24 protein-coding genes and 1 tRNA gene are annotated in these 26,830 nt (G+C 64.2%); 6 read left to right on the top strand and 19 right to left on the bottom strand.

The window, feature by feature from the left end; translation table 11 throughout:
* The first annotated feature begins 58 nt into the window (after positions 1-58).
* Complete coding sequence (locus tag L1O02_RS29340; protein WP_235759225.1) at positions 59-724, top strand: hypothetical protein; 666 nt, start codon at positions 59-61, stop codon at positions 722-724.
* Positions 725-729: 5 nt separating this feature from the next.
* On the top strand, positions 730-1,425 hold the full coding sequence (locus L1O02_RS29335) for a tetratricopeptide repeat protein (protein WP_108545858.1): 696 nt from the start codon (positions 730-732) through the stop codon (positions 1,423-1,425).
* A gap of 70 nt (positions 1,426-1,495) precedes the next feature.
* Here L1O02_RS29335 and L1O02_RS29330 read toward each other — a convergent pair whose 3' ends face one another.
* From L1O02_RS29330 to L1O02_RS29320, 3 genes are all read right to left on the bottom strand, one after another.
* Positions 1,496-2,626 carry a hypothetical protein gene (locus tag L1O02_RS29330; RefSeq protein ID WP_108545859.1) on the bottom strand — a complete coding sequence of 377 codons (1,131 nt, stop codon included), beginning with the start codon at positions 2,624-2,626 and terminating at the stop codon, positions 1,496-1,498.
* A 31-nt stretch (positions 2,627-2,657) separates the two neighbouring features.
* Positions 2,658-3,044 (bottom strand): cytochrome c family protein, encoded by a 387-nt coding sequence (locus tag L1O02_RS29325; protein WP_108545860.1) that lies wholly within the window; start codon positions 3,042-3,044, stop codon positions 2,658-2,660.
* Positions 3,045-3,468: 424 nt separating this feature from the next.
* Positions 3,469-3,544, bottom strand: a tRNA-Thr gene (locus L1O02_RS29320).
* Positions 3,545-3,776: 232 nt separating this feature from the next.
* Between L1O02_RS29320 and L1O02_RS29315 the strand changes: the two genes are divergently transcribed.
* Positions 3,777-4,421, top strand: a complete 645-nt coding sequence (locus L1O02_RS29315; RefSeq protein ID WP_060837072.1) for a hypothetical protein — start codon at positions 3,777-3,779, stop codon at positions 4,419-4,421.
* A 49-nt stretch (positions 4,422-4,470) separates the two neighbouring features.
* Here the strand turns inward: L1O02_RS29315 and L1O02_RS29310 are convergent, their stop codons facing one another.
* The 9 genes from L1O02_RS29310 to L1O02_RS29270 form a co-directional block, all read right to left on the bottom strand.
* The gene (locus tag L1O02_RS29310; RefSeq protein ID WP_060837073.1) at positions 4,471-4,692 is read right to left on the bottom strand and encodes a formate dehydrogenase subunit delta; all 222 of its coding nucleotides are present in this window, start codon (positions 4,690-4,692) and stop codon (positions 4,471-4,473) included.
* Positions 4,689-7,586, bottom strand: a complete 2,898-nt coding sequence (fdhF, locus tag L1O02_RS29305) for a formate dehydrogenase subunit alpha (RefSeq protein WP_060842199.1) — start codon at positions 7,584-7,586, stop codon at positions 4,689-4,691. The genes L1O02_RS29310 and fdhF overlap by 4 nt, the downstream gene beginning before the upstream one ends.
* On the bottom strand, positions 7,583-9,142 hold the full coding sequence (locus tag L1O02_RS29300) for a formate dehydrogenase beta subunit (protein WP_235759223.1): 1,560 nt from the start codon (positions 9,140-9,142) through the stop codon (positions 7,583-7,585). The genes fdhF and L1O02_RS29300 overlap by 4 nt, the downstream gene beginning before the upstream one ends.
* Entirely contained in the window at positions 9,142-9,618 is a 477-nt protein-coding gene (locus tag L1O02_RS29295) for a formate dehydrogenase subunit gamma (protein WP_108545862.1), read from the bottom strand. The genes L1O02_RS29300 and L1O02_RS29295 overlap by 1 nt, the downstream gene beginning before the upstream one ends.
* A 524-nt stretch (positions 9,619-10,142) precedes the next feature.
* Positions 10,143-10,958, bottom strand: coding sequence for an ABC transporter permease (locus L1O02_RS29290; RefSeq protein WP_060842202.1), 816 nt, complete (start codon positions 10,956-10,958; stop codon positions 10,143-10,145).
* A 7-nt stretch (positions 10,959-10,965) separates the two neighbouring features.
* Positions 10,966-11,802 (bottom strand): ABC transporter permease, encoded by an 837-nt coding sequence (locus L1O02_RS29285; RefSeq protein ID WP_060842203.1) that lies wholly within the window; start codon positions 11,800-11,802, stop codon positions 10,966-10,968.
* A gap of 10 nt (positions 11,803-11,812) precedes the next feature.
* Positions 11,813-12,925, bottom strand: coding sequence for an ABC transporter substrate-binding protein (locus L1O02_RS29280; RefSeq protein WP_060842204.1), 1,113 nt, complete (start codon positions 12,923-12,925; stop codon positions 11,813-11,815).
* Positions 12,926-13,016: 91 nt separating this feature from the next.
* Entirely contained in the window at positions 13,017-14,108 is a 1,092-nt protein-coding gene (locus L1O02_RS29275; protein ID WP_060837079.1) for an ABC transporter ATP-binding protein, read from the bottom strand.
* Positions 14,109-14,257: 149 nt separating this feature from the next.
* The gene (locus L1O02_RS29270; protein ID WP_235759221.1) at positions 14,258-15,175 is read right to left on the bottom strand and encodes a LysR substrate-binding domain-containing protein; all 918 of its coding nucleotides are present in this window, start codon (positions 15,173-15,175) and stop codon (positions 14,258-14,260) included.
* A gap of 293 nt (positions 15,176-15,468) precedes the next feature.
* Here L1O02_RS29270 and L1O02_RS29265 point away from each other — a divergent pair, with 293 nt between their 5' ends.
* Positions 15,469-17,052 carry an amidohydrolase gene (locus L1O02_RS29265; RefSeq protein WP_235759219.1) on the top strand — a complete coding sequence of 528 codons (1,584 nt, stop codon included), beginning with the start codon at positions 15,469-15,471 and terminating at the stop codon, positions 17,050-17,052.
* A 381-nt stretch (positions 17,053-17,433) separates the two neighbouring features.
* On the opposite strand, the gene L1O02_RS29260 is transcribed toward L1O02_RS29265, so the two are convergent.
* From L1O02_RS29260 to L1O02_RS29235, 6 genes are all read right to left on the bottom strand, one after another.
* On the bottom strand, positions 17,434-19,065 hold the full coding sequence (locus tag L1O02_RS29260; protein ID WP_235759217.1) for a BBE domain-containing protein: 1,632 nt from the start codon (positions 19,063-19,065) through the stop codon (positions 17,434-17,436).
* Positions 19,066-19,359: 294 nt separating this feature from the next.
* Entirely contained in the window at positions 19,360-20,571 is a 1,212-nt protein-coding gene (locus L1O02_RS29255; protein WP_235759214.1) for a methyltransferase, read from the bottom strand.
* A gap of 49 nt (positions 20,572-20,620) precedes the next feature.
* Complete coding sequence (locus L1O02_RS29250) at positions 20,621-21,310, bottom strand: ABC transporter permease (RefSeq protein ID WP_060837084.1); 690 nt, start codon at positions 21,308-21,310, stop codon at positions 20,621-20,623.
* Positions 21,310-22,002 carry an ABC transporter permease gene (locus L1O02_RS29245; protein ID WP_060837085.1) on the bottom strand — a complete coding sequence of 231 codons (693 nt, stop codon included), beginning with the start codon at positions 22,000-22,002 and terminating at the stop codon, positions 21,310-21,312. Before L1O02_RS29245 ends, L1O02_RS29250 begins: the two co-directional genes overlap by 1 nt.
* A gap of 65 nt (positions 22,003-22,067) precedes the next feature.
* Positions 22,068-22,820, bottom strand: a complete 753-nt coding sequence (locus tag L1O02_RS29240; protein WP_011058718.1) for an ABC transporter substrate-binding protein — start codon at positions 22,818-22,820, stop codon at positions 22,068-22,070.
* A 13-nt stretch (positions 22,821-22,833) separates the two neighbouring features.
* On the bottom strand, positions 22,834-23,607 hold the full coding sequence (locus L1O02_RS29235; RefSeq protein ID WP_016964770.1) for an ABC transporter ATP-binding protein: 774 nt from the start codon (positions 23,605-23,607) through the stop codon (positions 22,834-22,836).
* Between the two features lie 565 nt (positions 23,608-24,172).
* On the opposite strand from L1O02_RS29235, the gene gabP reads away from it, so the two are divergent.
* Both gabP and L1O02_RS29225 read left to right on the top strand, forming a co-directional pair.
* Positions 24,173-25,564, top strand: a complete 1,392-nt coding sequence (gene gabP / locus L1O02_RS29230) for a GABA permease (protein WP_060842210.1) — start codon at positions 24,173-24,175, stop codon at positions 25,562-25,564.
* Between the two features lie 386 nt (positions 25,565-25,950).
* Entirely contained in the window at positions 25,951-26,271 is a 321-nt protein-coding gene (locus L1O02_RS29225) for a hypothetical protein (protein ID WP_060837087.1), read from the top strand.
* Between the two features lie 81 nt (positions 26,272-26,352).
* Here the strand turns inward: L1O02_RS29225 and L1O02_RS29220 are convergent, their stop codons facing one another.
* Positions 26,353-26,763, bottom strand: a complete 411-nt coding sequence (locus L1O02_RS29220; protein ID WP_060837088.1) for a hypothetical protein — start codon at positions 26,761-26,763, stop codon at positions 26,353-26,355.
* Between the last annotated feature and the right edge of the window lie 67 nt (positions 26,764-26,830).

Raw genomic sequence — 26,830 nt, 5'->3', positions numbered from 1 at the left:
GTTGGTCGATATCAATCTTGCTACAGTCCGCGGCTCCTTCCTGTCACGGATGATTTCGATGTTCCGTACCCTGTTATCCGGCCTGTGCCTGCTGGGCGTCGCCAGCATCGCCCACGGCCAGCCAGCGACTGCATCCGAGCAGTTGCTCAGCCAGTTCTCACGCTGCGATGCGCAGTTTTTCCAGAGCCTGAACACCGCCCAACTGCCGGCCGCGACCTTGACCGTGGCCAAGTACGGTGCGGTGAGTGCGCCCAAGATCCTGAACCCCTTGCAGGAAGGCGGCCGCTACCAGGCGTTCGAACAGCCGCTGCTGGTCAACGGCGTGCGCTTGCTGGGCTACTACAACGAAGCCCAGTCGCTGAAGTCGGTGGGTAACCTGCTGTTCTGGGGGTTTATTGCCGAGGGTGAGCCCCGTGAAGTGGCCGCAGCGCTCAAACCTCTACTGGTGGACAACCACCGCCTGAAGGCAGACCGCAGCGCCATGGTCCGGGTGGAGATCCGCCGGGTGGGCGACCCTATCGACAGCTGGCGCACCGAAGGTCTGGTCGGCGGCGGCGTGGCCACGCCGTTCGGTTTCGTCGAGCGGGTATTGAGCATCGACAAAGGCATCGCCAGCGCGCCGATCTCAGGTCGCACCACGATCTTCTGCAGCCTGCAGGGCACGGTTACCGCGCCACTGCTGCAGGTCTATCGCCCTGACCTCAACGCTCACCTGCTGGATTGAACAACATGCCTTCATTGTCTGTACGCGGGTCGATCCTGCTTGTGTGTGCCCTTGCCGTCACTGGCTGTGCCAGCCTGCAGAGCCAGGACCAGATCAACTACGCCCATTGCCGCCTGGTGGGCCAGGCCTCCAAGGCCGAGAAGTTCGATGTGGTGCTGCAAGAGGCCGACCTGTGCCTGTCGAAAAACCAACTGTCCAAGCCGATGCAGAGCCTGGTGTACTGGCTGAAGTCCGACGCCTACGCCAGCTTCAAGCGTTACCCGGAAGCCATCAGCGCCAAGGAAAAATCCATCGAACTGGGGCCCAAACCTGATGCCCGTGCGGTGCTGGACCTGAGCCGTCTTTATCGTGAATCGGGCAACCCGCAAAAGGCCCTGCAACTGGTGCAGTCCAACCTCGACGCCAACCTGGGCGAGGCGGGCAAGGGCAGCGGGTTCAACATGCCGACCTACTACCACCTGGGCCAGGCCCTCTACGACCTGGGGCGATACCGTGAGGCGGCTGAAGCCTATAGCGCCGGTCTGCAAAAGCAGCCGGACTATGCCTGGGCCTTCTACCATCGTGGTTTGGCCTACGAAAAACTGGGCCTGACCGACGATGCTCGCGCCGACTTTACCCAGTTCGCCAAGCGGGTGGACCAGAAGTACGTCGAACCGCAGCACCAGGCCAAACTGGCCGAATACCAGATCAGCCTGCCCTGAGCAGAGCCTTGCCGACGCAATAAAAAAGGCTCGCCGTATGGCGAGCCTTTTTGTTCAGCAACCTTGCCCATCAGTCATCCGGATTGATCGCGAATTTCAGCTGATTGCCTTCCAGGTACACCACCGCCTCACGGCCATGGATATCCACAGGACGGGCGGAGATCGCCTCATGCTCCGGGACGATCTTGGACAGCACCTTGTGCTGCACGTCGACCCGCCAGATACAGGCCCGCGGCCCTTCGTTATCGAAATACATCACCGGGCGGGTTTCGCTCCAGGTGGGATTGACGATGCTCCAGCCGGACTCGACTTCATTGTGTTCGGTGACGTTCTCGGAGTAGGTGTTGTTGCTCTGCCGGTCGTAGTCCAGGGACAGGCTGTAGTTCTCCTGATTCAGATCCTGGCCGACCCGCGCTCGGGCATGGCGCAGGGTGTTGGAGAGCGACTGGAACACCAGCTGGCTGGCCTCGGGAGCACTGCGCGAGCCCAGGCGATAGCGCATGCCCTGCTGCAGCTCGCCGCCGCTGCGCTGGCGGTAGTAAAACACCCCGTCAACGATCCCGGCGAAGCGCTGGCCCTGATCGTTGGCCCCCGGCAGGGCCCAGCCGACAAAACCGATATCCCGAGCGATGGGGTGCAGGCCGGGCTGGTCGTCGGCGTATTCGTAGAGGGTGCCGACATAGCCTTCCCGCCCTCTCTGGTACTGACCGACGAACAGCACCACATGCAGCACGCCCTCCAGCACCTGGGCGTCGACGATCTGCTGATCGCCCTGGGGCGGGGCGGCGGTGAACCTGGCCAGGGTGAAGCGCTGCCAGTCATCAGGGTCCTGCAGGCGGTACTGACGGGTGGGATCCATGGGCAGCAGCTCGTCCTTGCCGGGCGCCGGAGGGATCGGCAACAGCCCGAGCATCTTCACCTGGGCCCGGTAGGCGGACTCCAGGCAGTCGCTGTCGATGCAGGTGTCGCGCACTTCCCGCAGCCACTGGGTTTGCAACAGGCGAAACACCTGCAGGTGCTTGAGGGCCTGGTAGCGGCGGTTCAACTCATCGTCCTTGGCGGACAGGGTCGGCGTGGCGCAGACGGTTTTTTCCACCAGGGTCGAGGCTTTGGCGCAGTCAAAACCGGCGGCCTGCACCTGGGACATGCACACAGCCAGGGCCAGGCCCGTGACGACGAGCGACGGCAGAGCAAATTTCATCAAAACATCCTTGTAGGCAAGCGAGCGCAGATCAGGGGGTAGGGAAGGTCTGCAGATAGGCCAGCAGATTATCGATTTTTTCTTCATCGCTCAGCCCCCAGAAAATCATCCGGGTACCGGGCACCACGGCCTTTGGGTCTTCCAGGTACTGGATGAGTTTGTCCCGGGTCCAGACGATGCCCGACGACTTCATGGCGGTTGAATATTGATAGTCCGTGGCACTGCCAGCCGGGCGATCGATGATGCCATTGAGCTGCGGCCCGAACGAACTGCGCACCGAAGGACCGATATTGTGGCAGCCGCTGCACAAGCGCTTGAACAGCTTGGCGCCGGCTTCGGCATCGCCGGCCAGGGCCGGAGCGCTGAACAGCAGGGAGTGGAGCAACAGGGTCAGGATCGATAGGGAAATGGACTTCATGGGCGGCCTGTGTACAACGGGGATCGGCGGGTATTGGAGCATGAAGTGCGGTGATTTGGGGATGTTGCGGTTATCCAATTCGTTGGCTTCGGTATCAGTGCTTGAGCTCGATTTCGATACGTGCTGTTGGTCAGCCACGGCTCTGCCTTAACGATGCGAGGTGAAATTTTATGAGTGATCGAAGGCGCAGGAGGGCAGTGGCTTTATGTGTCGGCAAAATCTGCGTTTCTGGTGAATGAGCAGATAACGTTCACAAGAAAGCAGGCTTTGAGTGCATGACGAGACGCTCAAGAAAAATGTGCAGGCCAGGAAGCGAAAGCGTAGGTGCGGACAATTTGTGGGCGCTCTCACGACATGACGTGAGGCTTTTCTGAGGTACGGAAACAACAAAGCCCCTGCATTGCTGCAGGGGCTTCGTTTTGTATGGTGCCGGCACCAGGAGTCGAACCCGGGACCTACTGATTACAAGTCAGTTGCTCTACCAACTGAGCTATACCGGCGTGTTAGGGCGACGATTATAGCGATTGGCGGGGTTCTGTAAACCCCTGAAATCTGACTATTTTTGCGTGGGCCTGCGCCAGCTCTGTCGTAGGGCTTCCCGGCACTCGGGGCCCAGGCGCGATGAGGCGGTGAGCCAGTGGCGGATCGCGGAAGGTCCAGTGCAGACTGCCGGCACGCGGCCGATAGCCTGCCCAGCCGCTCATGCCGCTGCAAACAAAGGAAGGATCAGTCATGAAACCCAGAAACATCACCTTGCTGGCGCTGCTGTCGTTGCTCGGCGCGTGCAGTGTCAAACCGGTGTTGCCCTATTCGGAACCGCCCCTGAGCGTGCCGACCGCGCAGTTGCGGGTGATCACCAACGGTGAAGTGCGTGGGGAGGCTTATGCCGGTTGCCTGGGGGACAGCAAGCGCCTGGCCAAGGCCGGGCGTTTTGGCAGCAATCAGCAAGCCAATATCAATTACCCGCAGTTTCCGTTGCAGCCGCGGCAGATCGACATGCTGCCGCGCTTCGCGCCGAAGCTGCCGGCCTACGTCGGCTCGATCCGCATGGGCGAGGGCGCGTACCACGAGATTGTCACCGAGTATCGGGTGCCGGCGGGTCGGCCTTTCCTGCTGGAAGGGGGCGGGGTGTCGGCCGCTGGATCCGGCAGCAGCTATCGCACCTGTCCCGAGGTGAAGAAGGTGGTGATGTTCGAGCCGGGCAAGAGTTACGAAGCCTACGTCGGCCTGAACTACATCCCCCAGGCCAGTGGCGAAACTGCTGCGATGTGTGTCTTTGCGGTGTACCAGCTGTTGCCTCTGGGCAAGCCGGGGGCGGTGATGCCGCTGGCGCTCCAGACCAAGCCACCGGTGGACAGACGGTGCCCGGGTAACTGAGTCGCTGCAGGGTTCCCCGGCCTGCTGCTACAGGCCGGGGCGTACGGGGTCAGGCCTCCCAGCCGGTGTCGCGCAGCGCTTGCTGCACCAGTGGGTGTAGTTCGGCACCTTGCTGCTCGGTCTGCCAGGCCAGCAGGTCCTTGCGCATGGCCGGGGTCCAGAACATCTGCATGTGGTTGCGCACGCTCAGCACCGCCTGTGCCTGATCCGGCTCGTTGGCAAAGTACGCGGCGATCTGGTTGGCCATCTTGATCAGGTTGGCGGTGCTCATCGGCGCACCTCCGCCTTGCCGCCCCGGGAGCGCCGGCGTTCATCCAGCAGGCGATGCTGTTCGTCGCTGAATGCCTGGTAGCGCTTCTGCCATTCGGAAGGGTGGTAGACGCGGCTGACTTCCACCGCCGTGACCTTGTACTCCGGACAGTTGGTGGCCCAGTCGGAGTTGTCGGTGGTGATCACGTTGGCCCCCGATTCGGGGAAGTGGAAGGTGGTGTAGACCACCCCCGGCGCCACCCGCTCGGTGACCCGGGCGCGCAGCACGGTCTGCCCGGCGCGGCTGCCGATGCCCACCCAGTCGCCTTCGTTGATGCCCCGGCTCTCGGCGTCGGTGGGGTGGATTTCCAGGCGGTCTTCGGCGTGCCAGGCAACGTTGTCGGTGCGTCGGGTCTGGGCGCCGACGTTGTACTGGCTGAGGATCCGGCCGGTGGTCAGCAGCAGCGGGTAGCGGCCATTGACCTTCTCGTCGGTGGGCACGTAGCCGGTGAGCATGAAGCGCCCCTTGCCGCGCACGAACTCGTCGATGTGCATGGTCGGCGTGCCGTCCGGCGCGGCGTCGTTGCACGGCCATTGCAGGCTGCCGTGGCGATCCAGGCTGGCGTAGCTGACGCCGGTGAAGGTCGGGGTCAGGCGGGCGATTTCATCCATGATTTCCGAGGGATGGTTGTAGTGCATCGGGTAGCCCAGGGCCGCCGCCAGGGCCAGGGTGCCTTCCCAGTCGGCCTTGCCGCCCAGGGGCTCCATGACCTTGCGCACCCGCGAGATGCGCCGTTCGGCGTTGGTGAAGGTGCCGTCCTTTTCCAGGAACGAGCTGCCCGGCAGGAACACGTGGGCGAACTTGGCGGTTTCGTTGAGGAAGATGTCCTGCACCACCACGCACTCCATGGCCGACAGGGCCGCGGTCACGTGCTGGGTGTTGGGGTCGCTCTGGGCGATGTCTTCGCCCTGGCAGTACAGGCCCTTGAAGCTGCCGCCCAGGGCCGCTTCGAACATGTTGGGAATGCGCAGCCCGGGGTCGGCTTGCAGGGTGACGTTCCAGGCCTGCTCGAACTCCTGGCGCACCGCCTGGTTGGAGATGTGCCGGTAGCCCGGCAGCTCGTGGGGAAAGGAGCCCATGTCGCAGGAACCCTGGACGTTGTTCTGCCCCCGCAGCGGGTTCACCCCCACCCCTTCGCGACCGATGTTGCCGGTGGCCATGGCCAGGTTGGCGATGCCCATCACCGAGGTGCTGCCCTGGCTGTGTTCGGTGACGCCCAGGCCGTAGTAGATCGCCGCGTTGCCGCCGGTGGCGTACAGGCGCGCGGCGGCGCGGATGTCGGCAGCGGGCACGCCGCAGATGGCGCCGAGCACTTCCGGCGAGTTGTCGGCGCGGCTGACGAAGGCGCTCCACTGGGCGAAGGCTTCCGGCTCGCACCGGGCCTCGACGAATGCCTGGTTGACCAGGCCCTCGGTAACGATCACATGGGCCAGGGCATTGAGCATGGCCACGTTGGTGCCCGGGCGCAGGGCCAGGTGCAGTTCGGCGCGGGCGTGCACCGAGTCCACCAGATCGATGCGCCGTGGGTCGATGACGATCAGCTTGGCCCCTTCACGCAGGCGCCGCTTGAGCTGGGAACCGAACACCGGGTGCGCGTCGCTGGGGTTGGCGCCCATCACCAGGATCACGTCGGCCTGCATCACCGAGTCGAAGCTCTGGGTGCCGGCGGATTCCCCCAGGGTCTGCTTGAGGCCGTAGCCGGTGGGCGAGTGGCAGACCCGGGCGCAGGTGTCGACGTTGTTGTTGCCGAAGGCCGCCCGCACCAGTTTCTGCACCAGGTAGGTTTCTTCGTTGGTGCAGCGGCTGGAGGTGATGCCGCCGATGGAGTCGCGGCCGTACTTGAGCTGGATGCGCCGCAGCTCGCTGGCGGCGTAGGTCACCGCCTCGTCCCAGCTGACTTCCTGCCACGGATCGCTGATGTGCTTGCGGATCATCGGCTTGGTGATGCGGTCCGGGTGGGTGGCGTAGCCCCAGGCGAAGCGGCCCTTGACGCAGGAATGGCCGTGGTTGGCCTGGCCGTTCTTGTCCGGAACCATGCGCACCAGCTGGTCGCCCTTCATCTCGGCGCGGAACGAGCAGCCGACCCCGCAGTAGGCACAGGTGGTGATCACCGCCCGTTCCGGCTGGCCCATTTCCACCACGCTTTTTTCCATCAGGGTCGCGGTGGGGCAGGCCTGCACGCAGGCACCGCAGGACACGCATTCGGAGTCCAGGAAGTTGTCGCCACCGGCCGCCGCGACCCGGGACTCGAAGCCGCGGCCGCTGATGGTCAGGGCGAAGGTGCCCTGGGTTTCCTCGCAGGCGCGCACGCAGCGGTTGCAGACGATGCACTTGCTCGGGTCGTAGTCGAAGTAGGGGTTGGAGGTGTCTTTCTGATCGTCCAGGTGGTTGGCGCCGTCATAGCCGTAGCGCACTTCCCGCAGGCCCACCTGGCCGGCCACGGTCTGCAGTTCGCAGTTGCCGTTGGCCGAGCAGGTCAGGCAGTCCAGCGGGTGGTCGGAGATGTACAGCTCCATCACGTTGCGCCGCAGGGTCGCCAGCTTCGGCGTTTGCGTATGCACCACCATGCCTTCGCTGACGGGGGTGGTGCAGGAGGCCGGGTAGCCGCGCATGCCGTCGATCTCCACCAGGCACATGCGGCACGAGCCGAAGGCTTCCAGGCTGTCGGTGGCGCAGAGCTTGGGGATGGTGGTGCCCAGCAGGGCCGCGGCGCGCATTACCGAAGTGCCCTGGGGCACGCTGATGCTGCGCCCGTCGATGTTCAGGCTGACCTGCACCTGGCTGTCGCGGGCCGGGGTGCCGAAGTCCACGGCATTGAGGTCGATGTCTGTGGCTGGGTCGAAGATACTGATCATTGCTCGGCCTCCGAGGGCGCCAGACCGAAGTCGGCGGGGAAGTGCTTCAGGGCGCTGGCCACCGGGTAGGACGTCATCCCGCCCAGGGCGCACAGCGAGCCGTATTGCAGGGTGTCGCACAGGTCTTTGAGGATCAGCGCCTGCTCGTCGCGGCGGCCTTGATCGGGGGCCGCCAGCAGACGGTCGATGACCTCCACGCCGCGGGTCGAACCGATGCGGCACGGGGTGCATTTGCCGCAGGATTCCTCGGCGCAGAATTGCAGGGCGAAGCGCGCCATGTGGGCCATGTCCAGGCTGTCATCGGCCACCACCACGCCACCGTGGCCGAGCATCGCGCCCATGGCGGCGAAGGCTTCGTAATCCAGCGGCGTATCAAACTGCGCCGGCGGCACCCAGGCGCCCAGCGGGCCGCCCACTTGCGCGGCCTTCAGCGGCCGGCCGCTGGCGGTGCCGCCGCCGTAGCCTTCCACCAGCTCGCGCAGGGTCAGGCCGAAGGCCCGTTCCACCAGCCCGCCGTGACGCACGTTGCCCGCCAGCTGGAAGGGCATGGTGCCCAGGGAGCGGCCCATGCCGTAGTCGCGATAGAAGGCTGCGCCCTTTTCCAGGATCAGCGGCACCGAGGCCAGGGTCAGCACGTTGTGCACCAGGGTCGGCTGGCCGAACAGGCCTTGCAGCGCCGGGATCGGCGGCTTGGCGCGGACGATGCCGCGCTTGCCTTCCAGGGAGTCCAGCAGGGCGGTTTCCTCGCCGCAGATATAGGCCCCGGCGCCGACCCGTACCTCCAGGTCGAAGGCCTGGCCGCTGCCGCCGAGATTGCTCCCGAGGTAACCGGCGTCCCGGGCGATGTCCAGGGCCTCGCGCAGGGTCGCCACCGCCTGGGGGTATTCCGAGCGCACGTAGATGTAGCCGTAGCTGGCGCCGACCGCGAGGCCGGCAATGGCCATGCCTTCGATCAGCAGGAAGGGGTCGCCTTCCATCAGCATGCGGTCGGCGAAGGTGCCGGAGTCGCCTTCGTCGGCGTTGCACACCACGTACTTCTGCTGCGGCGGCGTGTCGCGCACGGTGCGCCATTTGATCCCGGCGGGGAACGCCGCGCCGCCACGGCCACGCAGGCCGGAATCGAGCACCGCGGCCACGGTCTGCTCACCGCCCAGGGCGATGGCGCGGCCCATGCCCTCGAAGCCGCCATGGGCCCGATAGTCCGCCAGGGACAGCGGCCGGGTTATGCCGGCGCGGGCGAACAGCAGGCGTTGCTGGCTTTTCAGATAGGGCAGGTCTTCCACCCGGCCCAGGGCCAGGGGATGGCTGGCGGGATCGCCTTGCAGGGCATCGAGCAACGAAGGCACGTCGGCGACGCTCAGCGGACCAAAGCCCAGGCGTCCGTCCGGGGTGTCGACTTCCAATAGCGGCTCCAGCCAGTACAGGCCACGGGAGCTGGTGCGTTGCAGTTGCAACGGCAGGTGGCGCTGCTCGGCCTGGGCGGCGATGGCCTCGGCCACCGCATCGGCGCCCACGGCCCGGGCCAGGGAATCACAGGGCAGATAGAGGCTCGGCATCACGCGTCCTCCCGGCAGCTGTCCAGCAGCGCGTCCAGGCGTTCGGCGCTGACCCGGGCGTGCAGTTGCCCGTCCAGCTCCAGGGCCGGCGAACAGGCGCAGGCCCCCAGGCAATACACCGGTCGCAGGCTGATGGAACCGTCGGCGCTGCTGCCGTGGTCATCCAGGTGCAGACGCTCGCGCAATTGCGCCGCCAGCTGCTCGGAGCCACGGCTCTGGCAGGACTCGGCACGGCACAGGCGCAGGATGTGCCGCGCCGGCGGCGCGGTACGAAAATCATGGTAGAAGCTGATCACCCCGCGCACTTCCGCCTGGCTTTGATTGAGCGCGTGGGCGATCTCGGGGATGGCCAGATCGGGGATGTAGCCGAGCTCTTCCTGGATCTGGTGGAGAAGGGGCAACAGCGCACCCGGGACGCCTTTGTGGCGCTCCAGCAGGGTGTGGATCAACGGCAGATGCAGCGTTTCATCAGGCATACAGCAATTCCTCACGGTCACGGACACACCTGATGGTTGTCGGCTGTCCGAAAGTGTCGGCTGCGGCACTGCTTGCCACGTCACGGTAGCGCGGCGTTTCAGGCCGTTGGCCATGCACCCTGAATGGGCATCTTGTTGGACCCGGTGCGGTCGTTGCCGCACCTGTTCAGGGCATAAAGGGCAGCTTGACACGCTGCCTCTGATTGAACCGCACGAAAGCGACGTGTCCGGTTCCGAATGCGACCACCCCTTGAGTCTAGAAGAGCCCGGGCAAGCGGATGGAGCGAGCTGCGCACTATCGGATAAAACGCGGGGCCGGGGCATGACATCGGTCAGCTTGAACGCCTATAGCCGGGGAGGTTGGCAGGAGGAGGGTGGGCACCCTGGTGAGGGAGCTTGCTCCCGCTCGGGCGCGCAGCGGCCGTAGAGCCTGAGCCTGCGACTCGTCGATGAGAGCCGGGACTCAGGCATTGGGCTGGCTTCGCCAGCCAGCGGGAGCAAGCTCCCCCGCCACACAGCGGTGGCTAGGGGCGGGCGCGGCGCTGGGCGGCGTACTGCAAGGCCAGGCGGCCCATGAGCACCAGCAGGGTCAGGCCGATCAGCAGCACCGAGATCGCCGCCACGCTGGGGTCGACGTTGTCCCGCAGGCCGCTCCAGATCCGCCGCGGCAAGGTGTTGACGTCGACGCTGGTGATGAACAGGGTCACCGCCACCTCCTCCCAGGACAGGGCAAAGCTCAGCAGCGCGGTGGAGAAGATCCCCAGCTTGAGGTTCGGCAGCATCACCAGGAAGGTGGTCTGCATCAGGCTTGCCCCGAGGTTGCGCGAGGCCAGCTCGATGCGCCGGTCCACCTGGCTCAGGGCCACCAGCATGGTCACCACGCCGTAGGGCACCACCATCACCACGTGGGCGATCACCACCCCGGGCAGGGTGTCGTAGCCCCAGCCCGGGGCGATGCGCCCCAGGTTGGTTTCCATGAAGTACAGCACCAGCGCCGAGATCACCGGCGGAATGGCCATGGGCAGCAGCACCAGGCCGATCAGCAAGGTCGCCAGGCGCGAGCGCAGGTACCAGATGCCGAGGCTGAAGCTCACCGCCAGCACGGTGGCGATCAGGCTGGTAGCGCTGGCAATCGCCAGGCTCTGGCCGATGCTCGACAGCCAGTCGGGGTTGCTCAGCAGCGCCTCATAGTGCCGCAGCGACCAGTTGCCGTCCGGCATCGACAGGTAGCGCTTGGCGGTGAACGACACCGGGATCACCGTCAGCAGCGGGAACAGCATGAAGGCCATGGCGACCACGGCGATCAGTCGGGTACTCAATGCAGTGCGATGTGTATTCATAGTGACCTCAACCCACCAGTCGATTGACACGGGTGACGCGCAGCAGCAGCCAGATCAGCGCGCTGACCAGGGTCAGCAGCACCAGGCTCAGGGCCGCGCCCAGGCCCCAGTTGCTGGTCTGGAACATCTGCAGGAACACGTACTCGGCGATCATCACCGTCTGCCCGCCGCCCAGCAGCACCGGGGTGATGAAGAAGCCCAGGCAGAACACGAAGACCATGATGAAGGCCCCCAAGAGCCCCGGCAGGGTCTGGGGCAGCAGCACTTGCCAGAAGGTCCGCAGCGCGCCGGCGCCCAGGCCGCGGGAGGCCAGCAGCACCCGTTGATCCAGCTGGCGCATGCTCGACAGCAGTGGGAACAGCGCATACGGAATCATGAAGTGCAGCATGCCGATCACCACCCCCAGCTCGTTGCGGGTCAGCTGCAACGGGTGGTCGATCCAGCCCAGGGACAGCAGGCTGTCATTGACCACGCCGTTGCTGCGCAGCGCGATCAGCCAACCGAAGGCCCGCACCAGCACCGAGATCCAGAACGGGATGAACACGCAGATCTCCACCATGCGCTGCCAGAACGGCGGGCTGAACACCCAGCAGTAGGCCAGCAGGTAGCCGATCACCAGGGCCAGCAGGCTCACGGTCAGGCACAGGCGCAGGGTGCGCAGGAGCATGTCGTGGATCGCCGGGTCCGTGGCGATGCGCTGGTACTGCTCGATCCCGGGCTCGGGCAGGGTGAAGCTCCAGCTCACCACGCCGAAGAACGGCAACAGGTAGAACACCACCAGCAGCAACGGCAGGGGAAACAGCAGCAGGCTGCGTTCCAGGCGCGCGGTTCGAGTTGCACTCATGGTCGACGGCTCACTTGGACAGGTGGGTCAGGTACTGCTCCAGGGTGCTGGAGTAGTGGTCGGCGTACCACTGGGTGTCGAGGAAGATCTGCTTCTTCATGTTGGCTTCGGAGGCGCAGTTGATCTCCCGCTGTTCGGCGCTCATCAGTTGCTGGGTGGCGGCGTTGGACGGGCCGTTGCCCAGGGCTTCGAACAGCTTCAGCTGGCCGGCGGGCTGCAAGGCGTGCTGGATGAACTGCATGGCCGGTGCGGCGCCTGCCGGGTTGTCCTTGAGCACGCCCCAACTGCTGGCGTTGAGGAAGGCATGGTCGAAGCCCCACTGGATGCGGCCGCCGCTGTCCTCGTGGAGCAGGGTGGCGCGGGTGTGCCAGATGGCGCCCATGGAGGCTTCGCCTTCGATCATCAGTTGCTGGCTTTCCGCGCCCGAGCCCCAGAACGACAGGACGTGGGGCTTGAGTTCATCGATCTTGCGCAAGGCCCGGGGCACGTCCAGCGGGTACAGCTGGTCGGCGGCCACGCCATCGGCCAGCAGCGCGGCTTCGAGCATGCCGTTCATCCATTTGTAGAGGGTGCGCTTGCCGGGGAATTGCTCCACGTTCCAGAAATCCGCCCAGTTCTTGGGGCCGTGGTTGCCGTATTTCTGGCTGTCCCAGGCGATCACGTAGCTGAACAGGTAGCCGGCGATGCCGTGCTCGTGGGACAGCTCCGGGGCCACCAGGTCCCGTTGCACCACGCTGTAGTCCAGGGGTTGCAGGACCTTGTCGCGGCCCAGGGTCATGGCGCTGTAGCTGTCCACATCCACCACGTCCCAGCTCGGCCGGCCGCTGGCCAGCTGCGAGCGGATCGCCCCTTCGGTGGGGCCGGCGCCGTCGATGCGCACCGGTATGCCAGTGCTCTTGGTGAAGCTGTCGGTCCAGGCGCTGCGGAAGGCGTTGAGCGCATCGCCGCCCCAGTTGACCACCACCAGCGGCTTGTCCGCCGCCCAGCTGATGCCGCTGCGCAATGCCAGGGGCACCGCCGCCAGCAGGCCCATGGCCTGGAGGAAGGTGCGGCGGCTGACCTGCCCGCCACGGGCTTTTTCGATGAGGATTTCGATGCAGTCGCGTTGGTGGTGCTGGCTCATGGGGCAAGTCCTCGCGAGGCCGATGCGCCAGGCGCCGGCCGATAGTGTGATTGGCTTTCTACGCAAACGCTCGACAGCGAGCGTGGTCGGCTCAGGCTTCCAGCAGGAAGCTGTGGCGCACCGGCCAGCTCAGCCACACCGGGGTGCCGCTGGGCAAGCGGGCACCGGGATGATCGCCGGGCACCGAGAGGTTGACCGGTGCCAGTTCCGGGCTGATGTTCAGCGCCAGATGAGTGCTGGACCCCTGGTAGACCCGCTCGCCAAGGCAGGCGGGCAGCACGTTGTGTTCGCCGGCTTGTGGGCGCTCGGTGTGCAGGGTCATGTGTTCCGGGCGCACCGCCAGCAACTGCGGCTGGCTGCTGATGTCACCGGTCGTGGTGGCGTGCAGCGGGCTGTCGCCAAAGCGGCCGCTGGCCTGGCTGCCATTGCGGGAAAGACCCTGCAGCGGGAACAGGTTCATCTTGCCGAGGAACTCGGCGACGAAGCGGTTTTTCGGGCGGTCGTAGATGGTTTCCGGGGTGTCGATCTGCGCCAGCCGTCCCTGGTTGAAGATGGCGATGCGGGTCGACAGGGCCAGGGCTTCACCCTGGTCGTGGGTGACGAAGACGAAGCTGGTGCCGACCTGGCGGTGGATGCGTTGCAGCTCGGTCTGCAACTGCTCGCGCAGGTTCTTGTCGAGGGCCGAGAGGGGTTCGTCCAGCAGCAGCATGTCCGGCTCGAACACCAGGGCCCGGGCGATGGCCACCCGTTGCTGCTGGCCACCGGACAGCTCGGAAGGCTTCTTGTGCAGGTGAGCCCCCAGGCCCACCACGTCGAGGATGTGCTTGACCCGGCGCTGGCGCTCCTCGGCCTTCACTCCACGAATGCGCAAGGGATAGGCGACGTTGTCGGCCACGCTCATGTGCGGGAACAGGGCGTAGCCCTGGAACACCATGCCGTAGTTGCGTTTTTCCGCCGGGCGCCGGCTGATGTCGACGCCACGTTCCAGCAGCTTGCCGGCGCTGGGGCTGAGGAAGCCCGCGAGGATCATCAACAGGGTGGTCTTGCCTGAGCCGGAGGGGCCCAGCAGGGTGAGGAATTCGCCTTGGCGAACGTCCAGATCGATGCCGTCCAGGGCGGTGAAGTTGCCGTAATACTGGCTGATTCCTTGGGCGCTGAGTTGAGTCGAGGGGCTGCTGGACACTACAGAGATCTCCCGGAAACCCACCTGCACGATTGAATTTTTATTGTGAGTGCAGCAGGTGGTGGATTCATTATTGTGAAAAGCAACGCCACATCAATGGAATAATTTTTGCCTCATTGGTGAGTGAAATTTCCCATTCGACCCGGCTTTCAAGGCTCGATCAGCGGGCTGTCACTGATGCTTTGGGCACTGGCCTGCAGCTGGTTTTTCAGCCAGTCACTGAAGGCCTGGACCGCTGGCCGCTCGGCCTTGGCCGGATCGATCACCAGGAAATAACCGCGCAGGGCGCTGATGCTGATATCGAACGGGCGCACCAGCAGCCCCCGGGCCAGGGCATCGCCACTGAGCAGGTTGTCGCCGATGGCCACGCCCTGGGCGGCGATGCAGGTGGACTGCGCGCAATGGGCGTCGGAGAAGGTAATGCCACGGTCGGGATTGACCTGGCTGGCCCCGGCGGCCGCCAGCCAGACCCGCCAGTCGCTGGTGTCGCTCATGTGGATCAACGGAAAGTCCTTGAGGTCCAGCGGGCTCTTCAGACCGCCGATGGCGTTGATCAGGCGCGGACTGCACACCGGTGAAAAGCGCAGGGTGACGATCTGCTCCACCAGCAGCCCCGGCCAGTCGCCGATGCCGTAGGCGATGAACAGATCGGCCTCGGCGTCGCTGGTGTCGTCCTGGGCCCGAGGGCTGACCACCTGCAGCTGCACCTGGGGGTATTGGCGCAGGAAGCCGTTGATGTGGTTGCACAGCCAGAAACTGGCAAAGCCCGGATTGCAGCTGATGCGCAATTTGCCCGACACCGCCTGGCCGTCGAAACGCCGCCCGGCGTCCTGGATGTCCGCCAGGATGCGCCGCACTTCCCGGGCGTAGCACTCGCCCTGGTAGGTCAGGCCGATGCCGCGCCCGACCCGTTCGGTGAGGGCAAAACCCAGGCTCTGTTCCAGGCTGATGATCTGGTGGCTGATGGCGCTGCGGGTCAGGCTCAGTTGCTGGGCGGCGGCGGTCACGCTGCCTAGTCGGGCGACCGCGTCGAGGGCGCGCAGGGCGGTGATCGAGGGATAACGCATACAACCTCCGAGTCGGGGGAACCTGTGTACGACGGCCCCAGGCAAGGCGCCGAGGCGCGGCTGGCCGCGTCGCAGTATGGGCCGCGACGGCGCCGAACTGGTCAATTTTCTTTGACATTGCTGGCGAAAAAATTCGATTGATGTCGCAGCCGCTTCACCAATACTGGACCTCGATCCGGGCCGCAATCGACCGGACCATCCCTATAACAACAAGAGGTCCTGCAGGTCTTGCGCGGGCGCCGAGGCGTCCGGGCAGCGGCCGGCCGGAATCTGGATAACCAGGAGTGCCGCGCATGTCCCGCTACAAAGCATTCGCTCTCGATTGGGTTGAGCGCCACCGCCAGCAACTGTCGGACTGGCACCAGATCATCTGGCATTACGCCGAGCCGGCGTTCCGCGAGTACAAGTCCTGTGCCTGGTATGTCGAACTGCTGGAGGCCGAGGGCTTCACCGTCGAGCGCGGCAGCGGCGGCATGCCCACGGCCTTCTGCGCCACCTTCACCCAGGGCCAGGGGCCGCTGCTGGCCACCTACGGCGAGTACGACGCGGTGCCCGGCAACTGTCAGGCGGCGACCACCCGCAAGCAGCCGCGCGAGGGCCTGTCGCGCTTTGCCCCGGGGCACACCGACCCGCACTCGGCCCTGGGCATCAGCGCCCTCGGCGGGGCCCTGGCGGCCAAGGCGACCATGGTGGAATTCGGCCTGCAGGGCAGCATCAGGTTCTTCGGCGAGCCGGCGGAAAAACTCCGCGCCTCCAAACCGGTCCACGCCGCCAAGGGCTACTACGATGACCTGGACGCGGCCATCAGCTTCCACCCGACCTACATGCTGCCGCTGAACAACACCACCACCTGGGACACCCACTGCGGCATCGCCTACGCCTACATCTACAGCTTCACCTGCGAGGATCCGCAGAACTGGATCGCCGCCGATCACTACAGCCCGATCCCGCAGAACCACCTGGCGGCCCGGGCCCCGGGGGCCAATGACGCCCTGGTGCATTTCTACACCCTCAACGAAAGCCTGCGCCGCTCGACCCTGCCGTTCACCGGCCTGTGGAGCTACAACGAGGCGATTCTCACCGCCGGCCAGGCCACCGCCGACAACCTGCCGCCGCACCTGTCGCAGATCCAGTACCTGCTGCGTTGCGACTCCATCGAACAGGCCGAAACCATCTCCCAGGTGATGGACAACAACGCCGCCGCGGCGGCCATGGCCACCGGTTGTCGCTGGAAAAAGACCTGGGTCTGCAAGTCCCGGGGCGGTCTGCCCAACCACGTCATGGCCCAGGCCACCTACGACAACCTGGCGGCGGTGGGGGCCCCGCAGTGGGATGAAGAAGCGCGGGAGATTGCCCGCGAGATCCAGCGCAACCTCGGCCTGGAAGCCATGGACAAGCCCTTCCTGCCGGCCACCGAAGAACTGATCGAGCCCCAGGAATGCGAGCGCCAGATGCGCCTGCAAATGCCCGCCTGGCAGCAGTACCTGACCTCCGACGACTACCCGGAATACACCTGGCACTGCCCGACCGTGCGCCTGCTGGTGGCCCGGCCGATGCTCAGCGCGCCGCCGGGCACGGTCTACCCGGACTGGGTGTCCAACGCCCTGGGCGGCATTCGCCAGACCATCGACCCGATGATCGAGGTGGCGGCCAAGACCATCGCCGCGACCCTGGTCGACCTGCTGACCGACGAGGCGTTGCTCAGCGCGGCCAAGGCCGAGTTCGTCGAACGTACCGGCGGCGGTATCGGCGGCAGCTGCTGGCAGGCGCCGCTGCTGCCCGAGGACTTCAAGGTGCCCCATGATTTCCGCTGGCCGGAGTACATCAGCACCGCCCGGGGCGAAGAGTGGTGGATCCCGGCGCGGGCCGATGAGTAAGGGGCACTATCAGGCCCTTGCCTGAGGTCGCTCCCTGGCACCTGGGCGCAGGGCGTTATGCCCGTTCGCTCAGGTGTTTATGCACAACGGATGGGTCGCCAGGGCCGGGAACTGTCGGATTTGTGGAGCCGTTCTCATCTTTATGCAACTGGCTGTTTTTTCGGGCTTTTATTTTGTGAACAAAAAATGACCAGCTGATGATGGGGGCTAAGAACCCTGCAATCCCGGGCTTTTCCGGAATTCCATCAACAGACTTATCCACAGCTCGCGACAGCCTGTCGCACGGCTCCACAGCCTGCTCTTCGAGCCCGCGGCCCAGGGTTGCCGAAGGCTCAGCCGAGCAGGCGCTGGTCATGCCGCAGGGGGTGGCCAGGCGGCGACCTACTCGGCCTTTGTGGCCGGGATGGACAGTTCATGACGAAACAGGTTGTTGGGGTCGATGGCGGCTTTCAGGTTGGACAGTCTGTTGATGAGTTCGCTGTTCCAGCCGTAGTACAAGTTCAGCCAGTCGGGGTCCACCGCGCCGGTGGCGGTGTATTTCATGTCGACATCGGGGTAGTTGATGTAGCAGCCATCGTAGGCGGGGCGCTTGGGCTTGCCGCCGTGCACGGCGGTGAAGATGTTGCGGATCCAGGCGATTTGCACCGCGTCGTCGGCAGCGTGGGTCCAGTACGTCTGGTATTGGGCTTTGAGCAGTGAGCTTCTTTGCGGAACCGCGGTGGTGCCCATGCCCTTTTTATTGATCGCCCCGCCGTAGGAGTCGATCTGTACCAGCGACTGGCTGAAGCGTTTGTCTGGCGTGGCTTCGGTCAAGTGCGTCAGCAAGGCGTTGCAGGCCTGTTCGGAGAACTGTTCGACCTGATAGTCAGACTTGTATTTGCCCCGCTGATTGTTGCCCGAGCCGTTGATCATCTGCGTGACGTACAGCCAGTCCATCGCCGTGTGCTCAGGCACCGCACCTCTGAACTTCCTGCCGGCGAGCGGGTGCCTGAGCGGGGCAATGTTGGGCGCGATGAAGCCGTCATGCAGGGTCGGCGTGATGCCCGCCGCGGCGTTCATCTTGCTGATGAAGTCGTTGAGCGGGATATCGTTGGCGCCGCCGACCCGGCCATTGGGGCCGGTGTACTGGATCGCCAGCACCACATGGTCGGAGGTGTCCACATGGTTGAGTTTCAGCAGGGTGAACAAGCCACCGTTGCCAACGCCTTCCACCGGGCTGGTCGCGTTGGCGTCGTTATCCGAGAACCATTGCCAATAGGCCCGCAGGAAGTTCGAGAAGTTGGGAATCAGCTCCTTCCACGGGTAGGCCAGGGGAATCCAGTAGGCTTGTTGCGGGGCTTGGGGCAGTTGCTCGAAGTAGTAGCCGATGATGATGCCGAAGTTGCCACCGCCGGCGCCGCAACAGGCGGTGAACAATGCCTTGTCGTTGTTCGACGGGCTGTCCGCGCGAACATGCCGGAACTTCAGTTGCCGCGAGTTTTCCACAGGCACAAGAAGGTCGACGCCGGTGACCCAGTCCACGGTCAAGCCCTGAAGGCGCGATAACAAACCGTAACCGCCGCCGCTGATGTGCCCGCCCAAACCGACCGAATAACATGAGCCGCCAGGAAGGGTGCGCCCGGCCTGCTTGTACAGCGACAGGTAGCCGTCCCAGTTCTGATTGCCGGTCAATGCCATGAAACGATACGTCTTGTTCTGGCGATCCCAGGGCGAAGTGATGGTTTGGCTCTCGTCGTACTTCAGGCCTTTCATTTCACCGAGGTCGATAATCGCCAGGTTTTGTGTCTCGCCGCTCAACTTGTTGGAAACAAAGCCCTCGTAGCAGTGGCCGCCACTGCGCACCGTGATGCGATAGCCATCATGCAGTGCTGTATTGGCTGCCGTCAGAACTTCATCAGGTGTCGTACACACATAAATTCGGTTCGCGCCCTGCTCGATACTGGGTGGCCAGCGCAAGTTGAAACCCTTTTGCAGGGTTTCGTAGGTGGGTGCCTGAGGGTCGATGATGTTCATGGTTGACTCCCTGTCAGTGATGGTGAGCTTGGCGACTTCCTGTCGAAACATGACCGCTTGAGTTGCGCCAGAGCTTTGGCTTGAGTGCGGCATATGCCCTGCACGTCTTAGAGACTAGTAGGCGTCATGAGCTTGGTTTTTTTCTTTTGTGAAGTTGCGGACATCCCCCGGCCTGATCGGCGGCTTTCAATGGGTTGTGGCTTTCCCATGGGGTGTCCGATGTCCGTTTTACAAGGTCACTGGCCGCAGGGGGCCTGCACGACGAACTTCGGCTAGAGCCGGTGCAGCGGCAGGTTAAGGGCGCTCTGCCAGCAGGAGCAGATTGCGCGGGGTCAAGGGAGCCTGGCAGAAGGTTCCGAGGCGCACGGCGTAGCCCTGTTCTTGCAGGAACAGCGCACGGTCCAGCACCAGCCACAATTCCAGCGGGCGGCGGAACAGGCCCCGCAGCAGTTCCAGGTTGCGCACCTGGGCCAGGCGCTGCCAGCCGGCGGCTTCGAGGGCGGCCCAATCCTGGCAATCGACTGTGGATAAGTCCTTGAGGGCGGCCAGGTCGCGGCAGTAGTCGGCGAAGGGTTTGTCCAGCCAGTGGCTGGGCAGCGAAGGCGTTGGCAGGTATTGGTCGACCCCGCGCACTTGCCGTTGCAGCAGGTCGAAGGCCAGGCGCCGGGCCATGGAGCGGTCGCGCTGGCGCCGCACCCGGGTGCCGGCGGTGACGGTTTCGCTCATGGGCAGGGCCAGGTCTTCCAGGGACAGTTCCAGGCGCGATGCCTGGGCCGCTGTGGATAAGCCCTGGTAGTGGCTGGCGCGGGTGCGGTTGTAGCAGCAAGGGGCAATCGCCAGCTGTGGACAACCCTGCTGGCTGGCCAGCTGGATCAAGCGCACATGCAGATCGCCGCACGCGTGCAGGGCCACCGGGCTGTGCTCGGCGCAGAGCTGCTGGAGCGTGTCATCGGCCAGCACGTCCTGTTGCACATGGCGCGCGGGCAGGCCGTGGTGCTGGCTCAGTTGCTCGCCACTGTCGATCAGCGCCGGGTCGTATTCCAGGCAGGTCAGTTGTTGCCCGGGTTGCAGCAGGCGCCGGCCGAGGTGGCCCTTGCCGGAGCACCAGTCGAGCCAGTGAGTGGGGGGGCGCTGGAATTGCAGGCAGGCGGCGAAGGCTTCGATCTGCTTCCATTTGCGCCCGGGCACGTCGACCTTGAGGCGCGGGTGAGGCGCGGGCAGTGCCTTTATGGGGAGGTCGCCCAGCGTGCCGAGCGCTCGGGCCTGCTCCGCCAGTGGGGCAAAGGGCGCCGGCGCCTGGAGCTGCTGCGGATGGTTGTGGGCGGCTTCGGCGTCTTCCAGGGAGCGTTGGCGTAGCCACTGGGCCAGTTGCGGATGAGTGGATTCCCACGGCAGGTGCAGATGGTTGAACGGGCGCGGGCGCCAGAGCGCCTGGTGTTCAAGCAGGAAGCCGTCCAGGGCCTGGAAACGATCGAGCAGCGCGGGGCCTTGGAGGATCGAGGGCATGGGCGGTGAGTCCGGGGCAGGCCCGCTCCCGGGCGGGAGCGGGAGTAGGTCAGCGTCCCTGGCAGGCGTCGACCCGCAGCCAGCGTTCCAGTTGGCGGAAGGCCTGGACCAGGATGAACGACATCAGCAGGTAGAACACCCCGGCGGTGAAGAACATGTCCACCGTCAGGTAGTTGCGGGCAATGATGGTGCGCGCCATGCCGGTCAGTTCCAGCAGGGTCACGGTGCTGGCCAGGGAGCTGGCCTTGAGCATCAGGATCACTTCGTTGCTGTAGGCCGGCAGGCCGATGCGCGCCGCCCGCGGCAGGATGATGTAGAACAGCGCCTTGGGCCGGGACATGCCCAGGGCCCGCGCGGCTTCGATCTCACCGGGGGGAATGGCCTGGATCGCACCGCGCAGGATCTCGGCGATGTAGGCCGCGGTGTGCAGGGTCATGGTGGCGGTAGCGCACCAGAACGGATCACGCAGGTAGGGCCACATGAAGCTCTCGCGCACCGCATCGAACTGCGCCAGGCCGTAATACACCAGGAACAGCTGCACCAGCAGCGGCGTGCCGCGAAAGAAGAAGATGTAGGCGTAGGGCAGGGCGCGCACGTACCAGAGCTTGGACGAGCGGGCGATGCCCAGCGGGATGGCCAGCAGCAGGCCGAGAATCACGGCGATGCCCACCAGTTCCAGGGTCAGCGTCGCGCCCTGGATGAACTTCGGCAGCCATTTGTAGATGACTTCCCATTCCATTACGTCGTCCTCACAAAGCCGCGGGCGGCGCGTTTTTCCAGGAAGTGCATGCCGATCATGGACAGCACGGTCAGGCCCAGGTACATGACGGCCGCAACCATGTAGAAGGTGAACGGATGCCGGGCGAAGGTCACGGCGTTCTGCGCCTGGCGCATGATTTCTTCAAGGCCGATCACCGACACCAGGGCGGTGTCCTTCATCAGGATCATGAACAGGTTGCCCAGGCCCGGCAGGGCGATGCGCCACATCTGCGGCAGGATCAGGCGGCTGAAGATCCGCCACTTGGAAAGGCCCAGCGCGATGCCGGCTTCGCGGTGGCCCTTGGGGATGGCCAGGATCGCGCCACGAAACACTTCCGTGGCATAGGCACCGAAGCACAGGCCGAGGGCGATCACCCCGGCAACGAACGGGCTGAGGGCCAGGTCGGGGTTGCCGAATTGCTCCCCCAGCGCGTTCATCATGTTCACCGTGCCCAGGTAGATCAGCAGCACCCACAGCAGTTCCGGGACGCCGCGCACGATGGTCGAATAGGTTTCGCCAAGCCAGCGCAGTGGCTTGTACGGGGAAGTCTTGGCCAAGGCGCCGAGCAGGCCGAGCACCAGTCCCAGGCATAACGCCGAGAGGGCCAGCTTGACGGTCATCAGCGCGCCGGCGGCGAGCACCGGGCCGAATCCGAAGAGATCGATATTCATGGGGTCTGGATGGCTTTGCTAAGGACCGGCGCCCAGGGGGCGGGCGCCGGTCAGGCAAGTCAGTATCAATAGATGCTGAACGGGAAGTACTTGTCGTTGATCTTCTTGTAGGTGCCGTCGGCCACGATTTCCTTCAGGGCGGCGTTCAGCTTCTCGCGCAGAGGATCTTTCTTGCGCACGGCAATCCCGATCTTGTCGCTTTCCACCATCGGCTCGCCCTTGAACTCATAAGGCTTGCCGGCGTCGCTCTTGAGCCACTCGTAGTTGACGTACTTGTCGGCCAGGATCGCGTCCAGGCGACCGGAGGTCAGGTCCAGGTAGGCGTTTTCCTGGGTGTCGTAGAGCTTGATGGTGATGTCGTCGCCCAGGTTGTCTTCCAGCCAGGTGCCGGCCAGGGTCGCCCGCTGTGCGCCGATGATCTTGCCCTTGAGCGAGGCCTTGTCGGTCTTGAAGTCGGTCTTGGCCTTGGGGGCGATGAACTGCAGCTTGTTGGAGTAGTACGGGTCGGTGAAGTCCACCGCCTGCTTGCGCTCGTCGGTGATCGACAGCGAAGAGATCAGGAAGTCGAATTTCTTCGCGTTCAGGGCCGGGATGATGCCGTCCCAGTCGGAAGTGACCACGGTGCATTCGACTTTCATCTTGGCGCACAGGGCGTCGCCGATGTCCTTGTCGAAGCCGACCACCTGGCCGCTGGCATCCTTGTTGTTGAACGGTGGGTAGGCGGCCTCGATCCCCATCTTCAGGGTTTCGGCGGCAGCGCTGGCGCTGAAAGCCAGAGTGACGGCAGCGGCCAGGAGGATTTTCTTATAGCTCTGCATGCGTGTAGCTCCGTTAGCGGTTGCTGGACATGAATTGTTTGCAGCGTGCCGAAAGCGGGTTCTCGAAGACCTGCTGTGGCGATCCCTGCTCCTCGATCAGGCCCTGGTGAAGGAACACCACTTCACTGGAAACCTGGCGGGCAAAGCTCATTTCATGGGTGACCAGCAGCATGGTACGGCCTTCTTCGGCCAGGGCGCGGATCACGTTGAGGACTTCCTGGACCATTTCCGGGTCCAGGGCCGAGGTCGGCTCGTCGAACAGGATGACTTTGGGTTGCATCGCCAGGGTGCGGGCGATGGCGGCGCGTTGCTGCTGGCCGCCGGACAGCTGGGCCGGGTAGGCGTGGCGTTTGTCGGCGATGCCGACCTTGGCCAGCAGCGCCTCGGCCACTTCGATGGCCTCGGCCTTGCTTTGGCCCAGTACCCGGCGCGGCGCCTCGATGATGTTGTCGAGCACGCTCATGTGTGGCCAGAGATTGAAATTCTGGAAGACGAAACCGATTTCGCTGCGCAGGCGGTTGATCTGCTTGCCGTCGGCGGCCACCAGCTCGCCGTTTTTCGCGGCCTTGAGCTTGAGCTCTTCGCCGGCGACCAGGATCTGCCCCTGGTGCGGGTTTTCCAGCAGGTTGATGCAGCGCAGGAAAGTGGACTTGCCGGAGCCGGAGGAACCCAGGATCGATATCACGTCACCGTCGCGTGCGGTCAGCGAAATACCTTTGAGTACCTCCTGAGAGCCGTAGCGTTTGTGCAAGTTGCGGATTTCAAGCGCGGGCGTGGCCTCAGCCATGTGCGGTCCTCATAGAGTTCATTGTGCTCCTGCTGTTGGCGGCCTTCCTGGCGAGGCGCCAAGCTAGCATAGGGTTCCAAGCGCAGCCAACAGCGCTACCGGAGGTAAACAGACGGCGTGTGGCAGGTTGTCGCATCAGCACAGAAGACTGTCGCCCCATCAACAACCGAACGCCCGTTTGAACCCGGAATCCGCCTGGAATCCGGTAGGTGTCGCGTAAAAAAAGGCGCGATGGTGCCAGCTTTGGCCGGGTGTTGGAAGGGTTAACGGGCCAAAGGTCATGGATCTGCCACCTAATTGTGCATCGGGTACTTTCGGGGTGTGTTTCTGGTGCGCAGTTTCGTCCTACAAAGTGAGTCGGCCAGTAACGAAATGGCGAAATGCCATTGAACTCAATGACTTGAGATTTCCGCCGGTCGGTTCGCCAAGCCTTGTTTCCCGGGACTCTGTAACATTTTGGCGCAAATCTTGCGTGCGAAATAAAGAACGCCCCGTTGAATTCTTTTTACGAGAACGAATGCCGACCGGGTGGAGTGACTCTTTTTTCGTTGCAAAGGTGCTTTTCATGAGCGGTACGCAACTCTCCAATGACCTCGAACAGGGGCTCAAACCACGGCATGTGACCATGCTGTCGATTGCCGGCGTGATTGGCGCGGGTCTCTTTGTCGGCTCCGGCCACGCCATCGCCGAAGCCGGCCCGGCGGTTCTCCTGGCCTATGCCGCTGCCGGCACCCTGGTGGTGCTGGTGATGCGCATGCTGGCGGAAATGGCCGTCGCCTCGCCGGATACCGGGTCGTTTTCGACCTACGCCGATCGCGCCATCGGCCACTGGGCCGGCTTCACCATCGGCTGGCTGTACTGGTGGTTCTGGGTGCTGGTGATCCCGCTGGAGGCCAACGCCGCCGCGACCATCCTGCATGCCTGGTTCCCCAACGTGGCGATCTGGGTCTTCACCTTGGTGATCACCCTGCTGCTGACCGCCACCAACCTGTTCAGCGTGAAGAACTACGGCGAGTTCGAGTTCTGGTTCGCCCTGATCAAGGTGGTGGCCATCATCGGTTTCGTGATCCTCGGCCTGGCGGCTATTTGCGGCTTGCTGCCCAACAGTCAGGTCAGCGGCGTCTCGCATCTGGTGGACACCCAAGGCTTCATGCCCAACGGCATGGGCGCGGTGCTGGCGGCCATGCTGACCACCATGTTCTCCTTCATGGGCACCGAGATCGTTACCATCGCCGCGGCGGAATCCCACAACCCGGGCAAGCAGATCTCCAAGGCCACCAACTCGGTGATCTGGCGCATCGGCTTGTTCTACCTGGTGTCGATCTTCATCGTCGTGGCCCTGGTGCCATGGAACGACCCAAGCCTGGCCCAGGTCGGTTCCTACCAGACTGTGCTTGATCGCATGGGCATTCCCAACGCCAAGCTGATCGTCGACCTGGTGGTGCTGGTGGCGGTGACCAGTTGCCTGAACTCGGCGCTCTACACCGCCTCGCGCATGCTCTTCTCCCTGGGCAAGCGGGGCGACGCTCCGGCTGTGGCCAAGCGCACCAACGCCAGCGGCACGCCTTACTGGGCGGTGATCCTGTCCACCGCAGCAGCCTTCCTTGCGGTGTTCGCCAACTATGTAGCGCCGGCGGCGGTGTTCGAGTTCCTGCTGGCCAGTTCCGGCGCCATCGCCCTGCTGGTGTACCTGGTGATTGCCGTATCGCAACTGCGCATGCGCCAGAAGCGCATGGCCGCCGGCGAGAAGATCGCCTTCCGCATGTGGCTGTTCCCCGGCCTGACCTACGCGGTGATCGTGTTCATCGTGGCGATCCTGGGCATCATGCTGTTCCAGCAAGAGCACCGGGTGGAGATCCTCGCCACCGGCCTGCTGAGTATCATCGTCATCGCTGCGGGGCTGTTGGTGGCTCGTCGGCGCAAGGCCGAGCGCAATGGTGCACTGGTACTGAACTGACGGTTTGACGCTTTGCCATACAAAAAGGCCGCCGTCAGCATTGACCGCGGCCTTTTTTATCGGATTTGTGAATTGTTACCTGGCGTTTCGTGGACAGCCCGCTGGCGAAATAGTAGCCTGCGCGCTCTTCGATAAGAGCTCTTGCGTGCCTGCGTGAGAGGAGCTATGGAATAGCGCTGTCATGCCAGGGATTGAACGCTTGTCGGGACTCTGAATCCGTCTTCTGCTTCCCTCCCCCTGATCCATCCGCGCCGGCCCATGCTCCTGATTTGTCCGCACTTGCCCATGGCATGGCTGACGGTCCCGGTTCGAAGAATGAGCATTCAGGGCCCAATGGCGATCGCCCGGTCGTTGGTTCCTCAAAATGGGGCGGCAAGGAGACGCGCATGGCGTTCACTAAAATCATCTTCAAAAACCCGAACACCGGAGCCATCAAGGAAGCGCCAGTTGGTTTCTCCTGGACCGTGTTCTTCTTCGGTTTCATCCCGGCCCTGTTCCGCGCTGACTGGAAATGGGCGGCCATCATGTTCCTGCTGTCGATGTTCACTTTCGGCCTGAGCAACCTGGTGTTCATGTTCATGTACAACAAGCTGTATGTTCGCGACCTGATCGGCTCGGGCTTCAAGGCCCAGTCCATCGCCAGCGGCGACCTGAACTTCGCCAGCTCGCGCATCGGCATGGAAATCCCTCGGCTGGAAGCGGCCTGAGTCTAGGCCCGGCTTCTGTAGCTGAAACAAAAAGGGCGCATTCATTGCTGAATGCGCCCTTTTTTCATGCCCGTTTGCGGCTCAGTCCTTGGTGCTGAACAGGGCCTGGGACGCGGCCATGTAGTCGTTGCGGAAGGCTTCGGACTCGATCCACTCCAGCGCCGCCGCCTCGTCGGCCTCGGTGGACCAGTTGCGGTACTCGATCAGCGCCGCAAGGATGAAATCCGTGGCGCCTTCGTCGCCCTCCTGCTCATACACCAGCTCCAGCAACGGGTCCGAGAGGAACACGGTGCACATGGCCTGCAAGCTGGTTTTCTCGGCGTCGCGCATTTTCACGAACAGCTCGGTCAGGTCCACCGACTCGAAGTCGATGCGGCTGTCGTTGGGGTCCAGTTCCAGCTCCGAGGTGGGAGCGGTGCGCTTGGCGCGGTTTTGCTTGGCCTTGGTTTTCGCCCGCTGGGCCCGTTTGTGTTGCTTGTTCGCAGATGCCATGGGCGCCTTACCTTGATGCTGGGAGGTGTATCGCGTGGGTCGCCGGGCAGCGGCGACCTTTTCAGGC

This window comes from Pseudomonas sp. BC42 (assembly GCF_021560055.1).
GTDB lineage: Bacteria > Pseudomonadota > Gammaproteobacteria > Pseudomonadales > Pseudomonadaceae > Aquipseudomonas.
The sequence above is the reverse complement of the archived record's forward strand: the minus strand, read 5'-3'. Positions and strand labels throughout refer to the sequence as shown.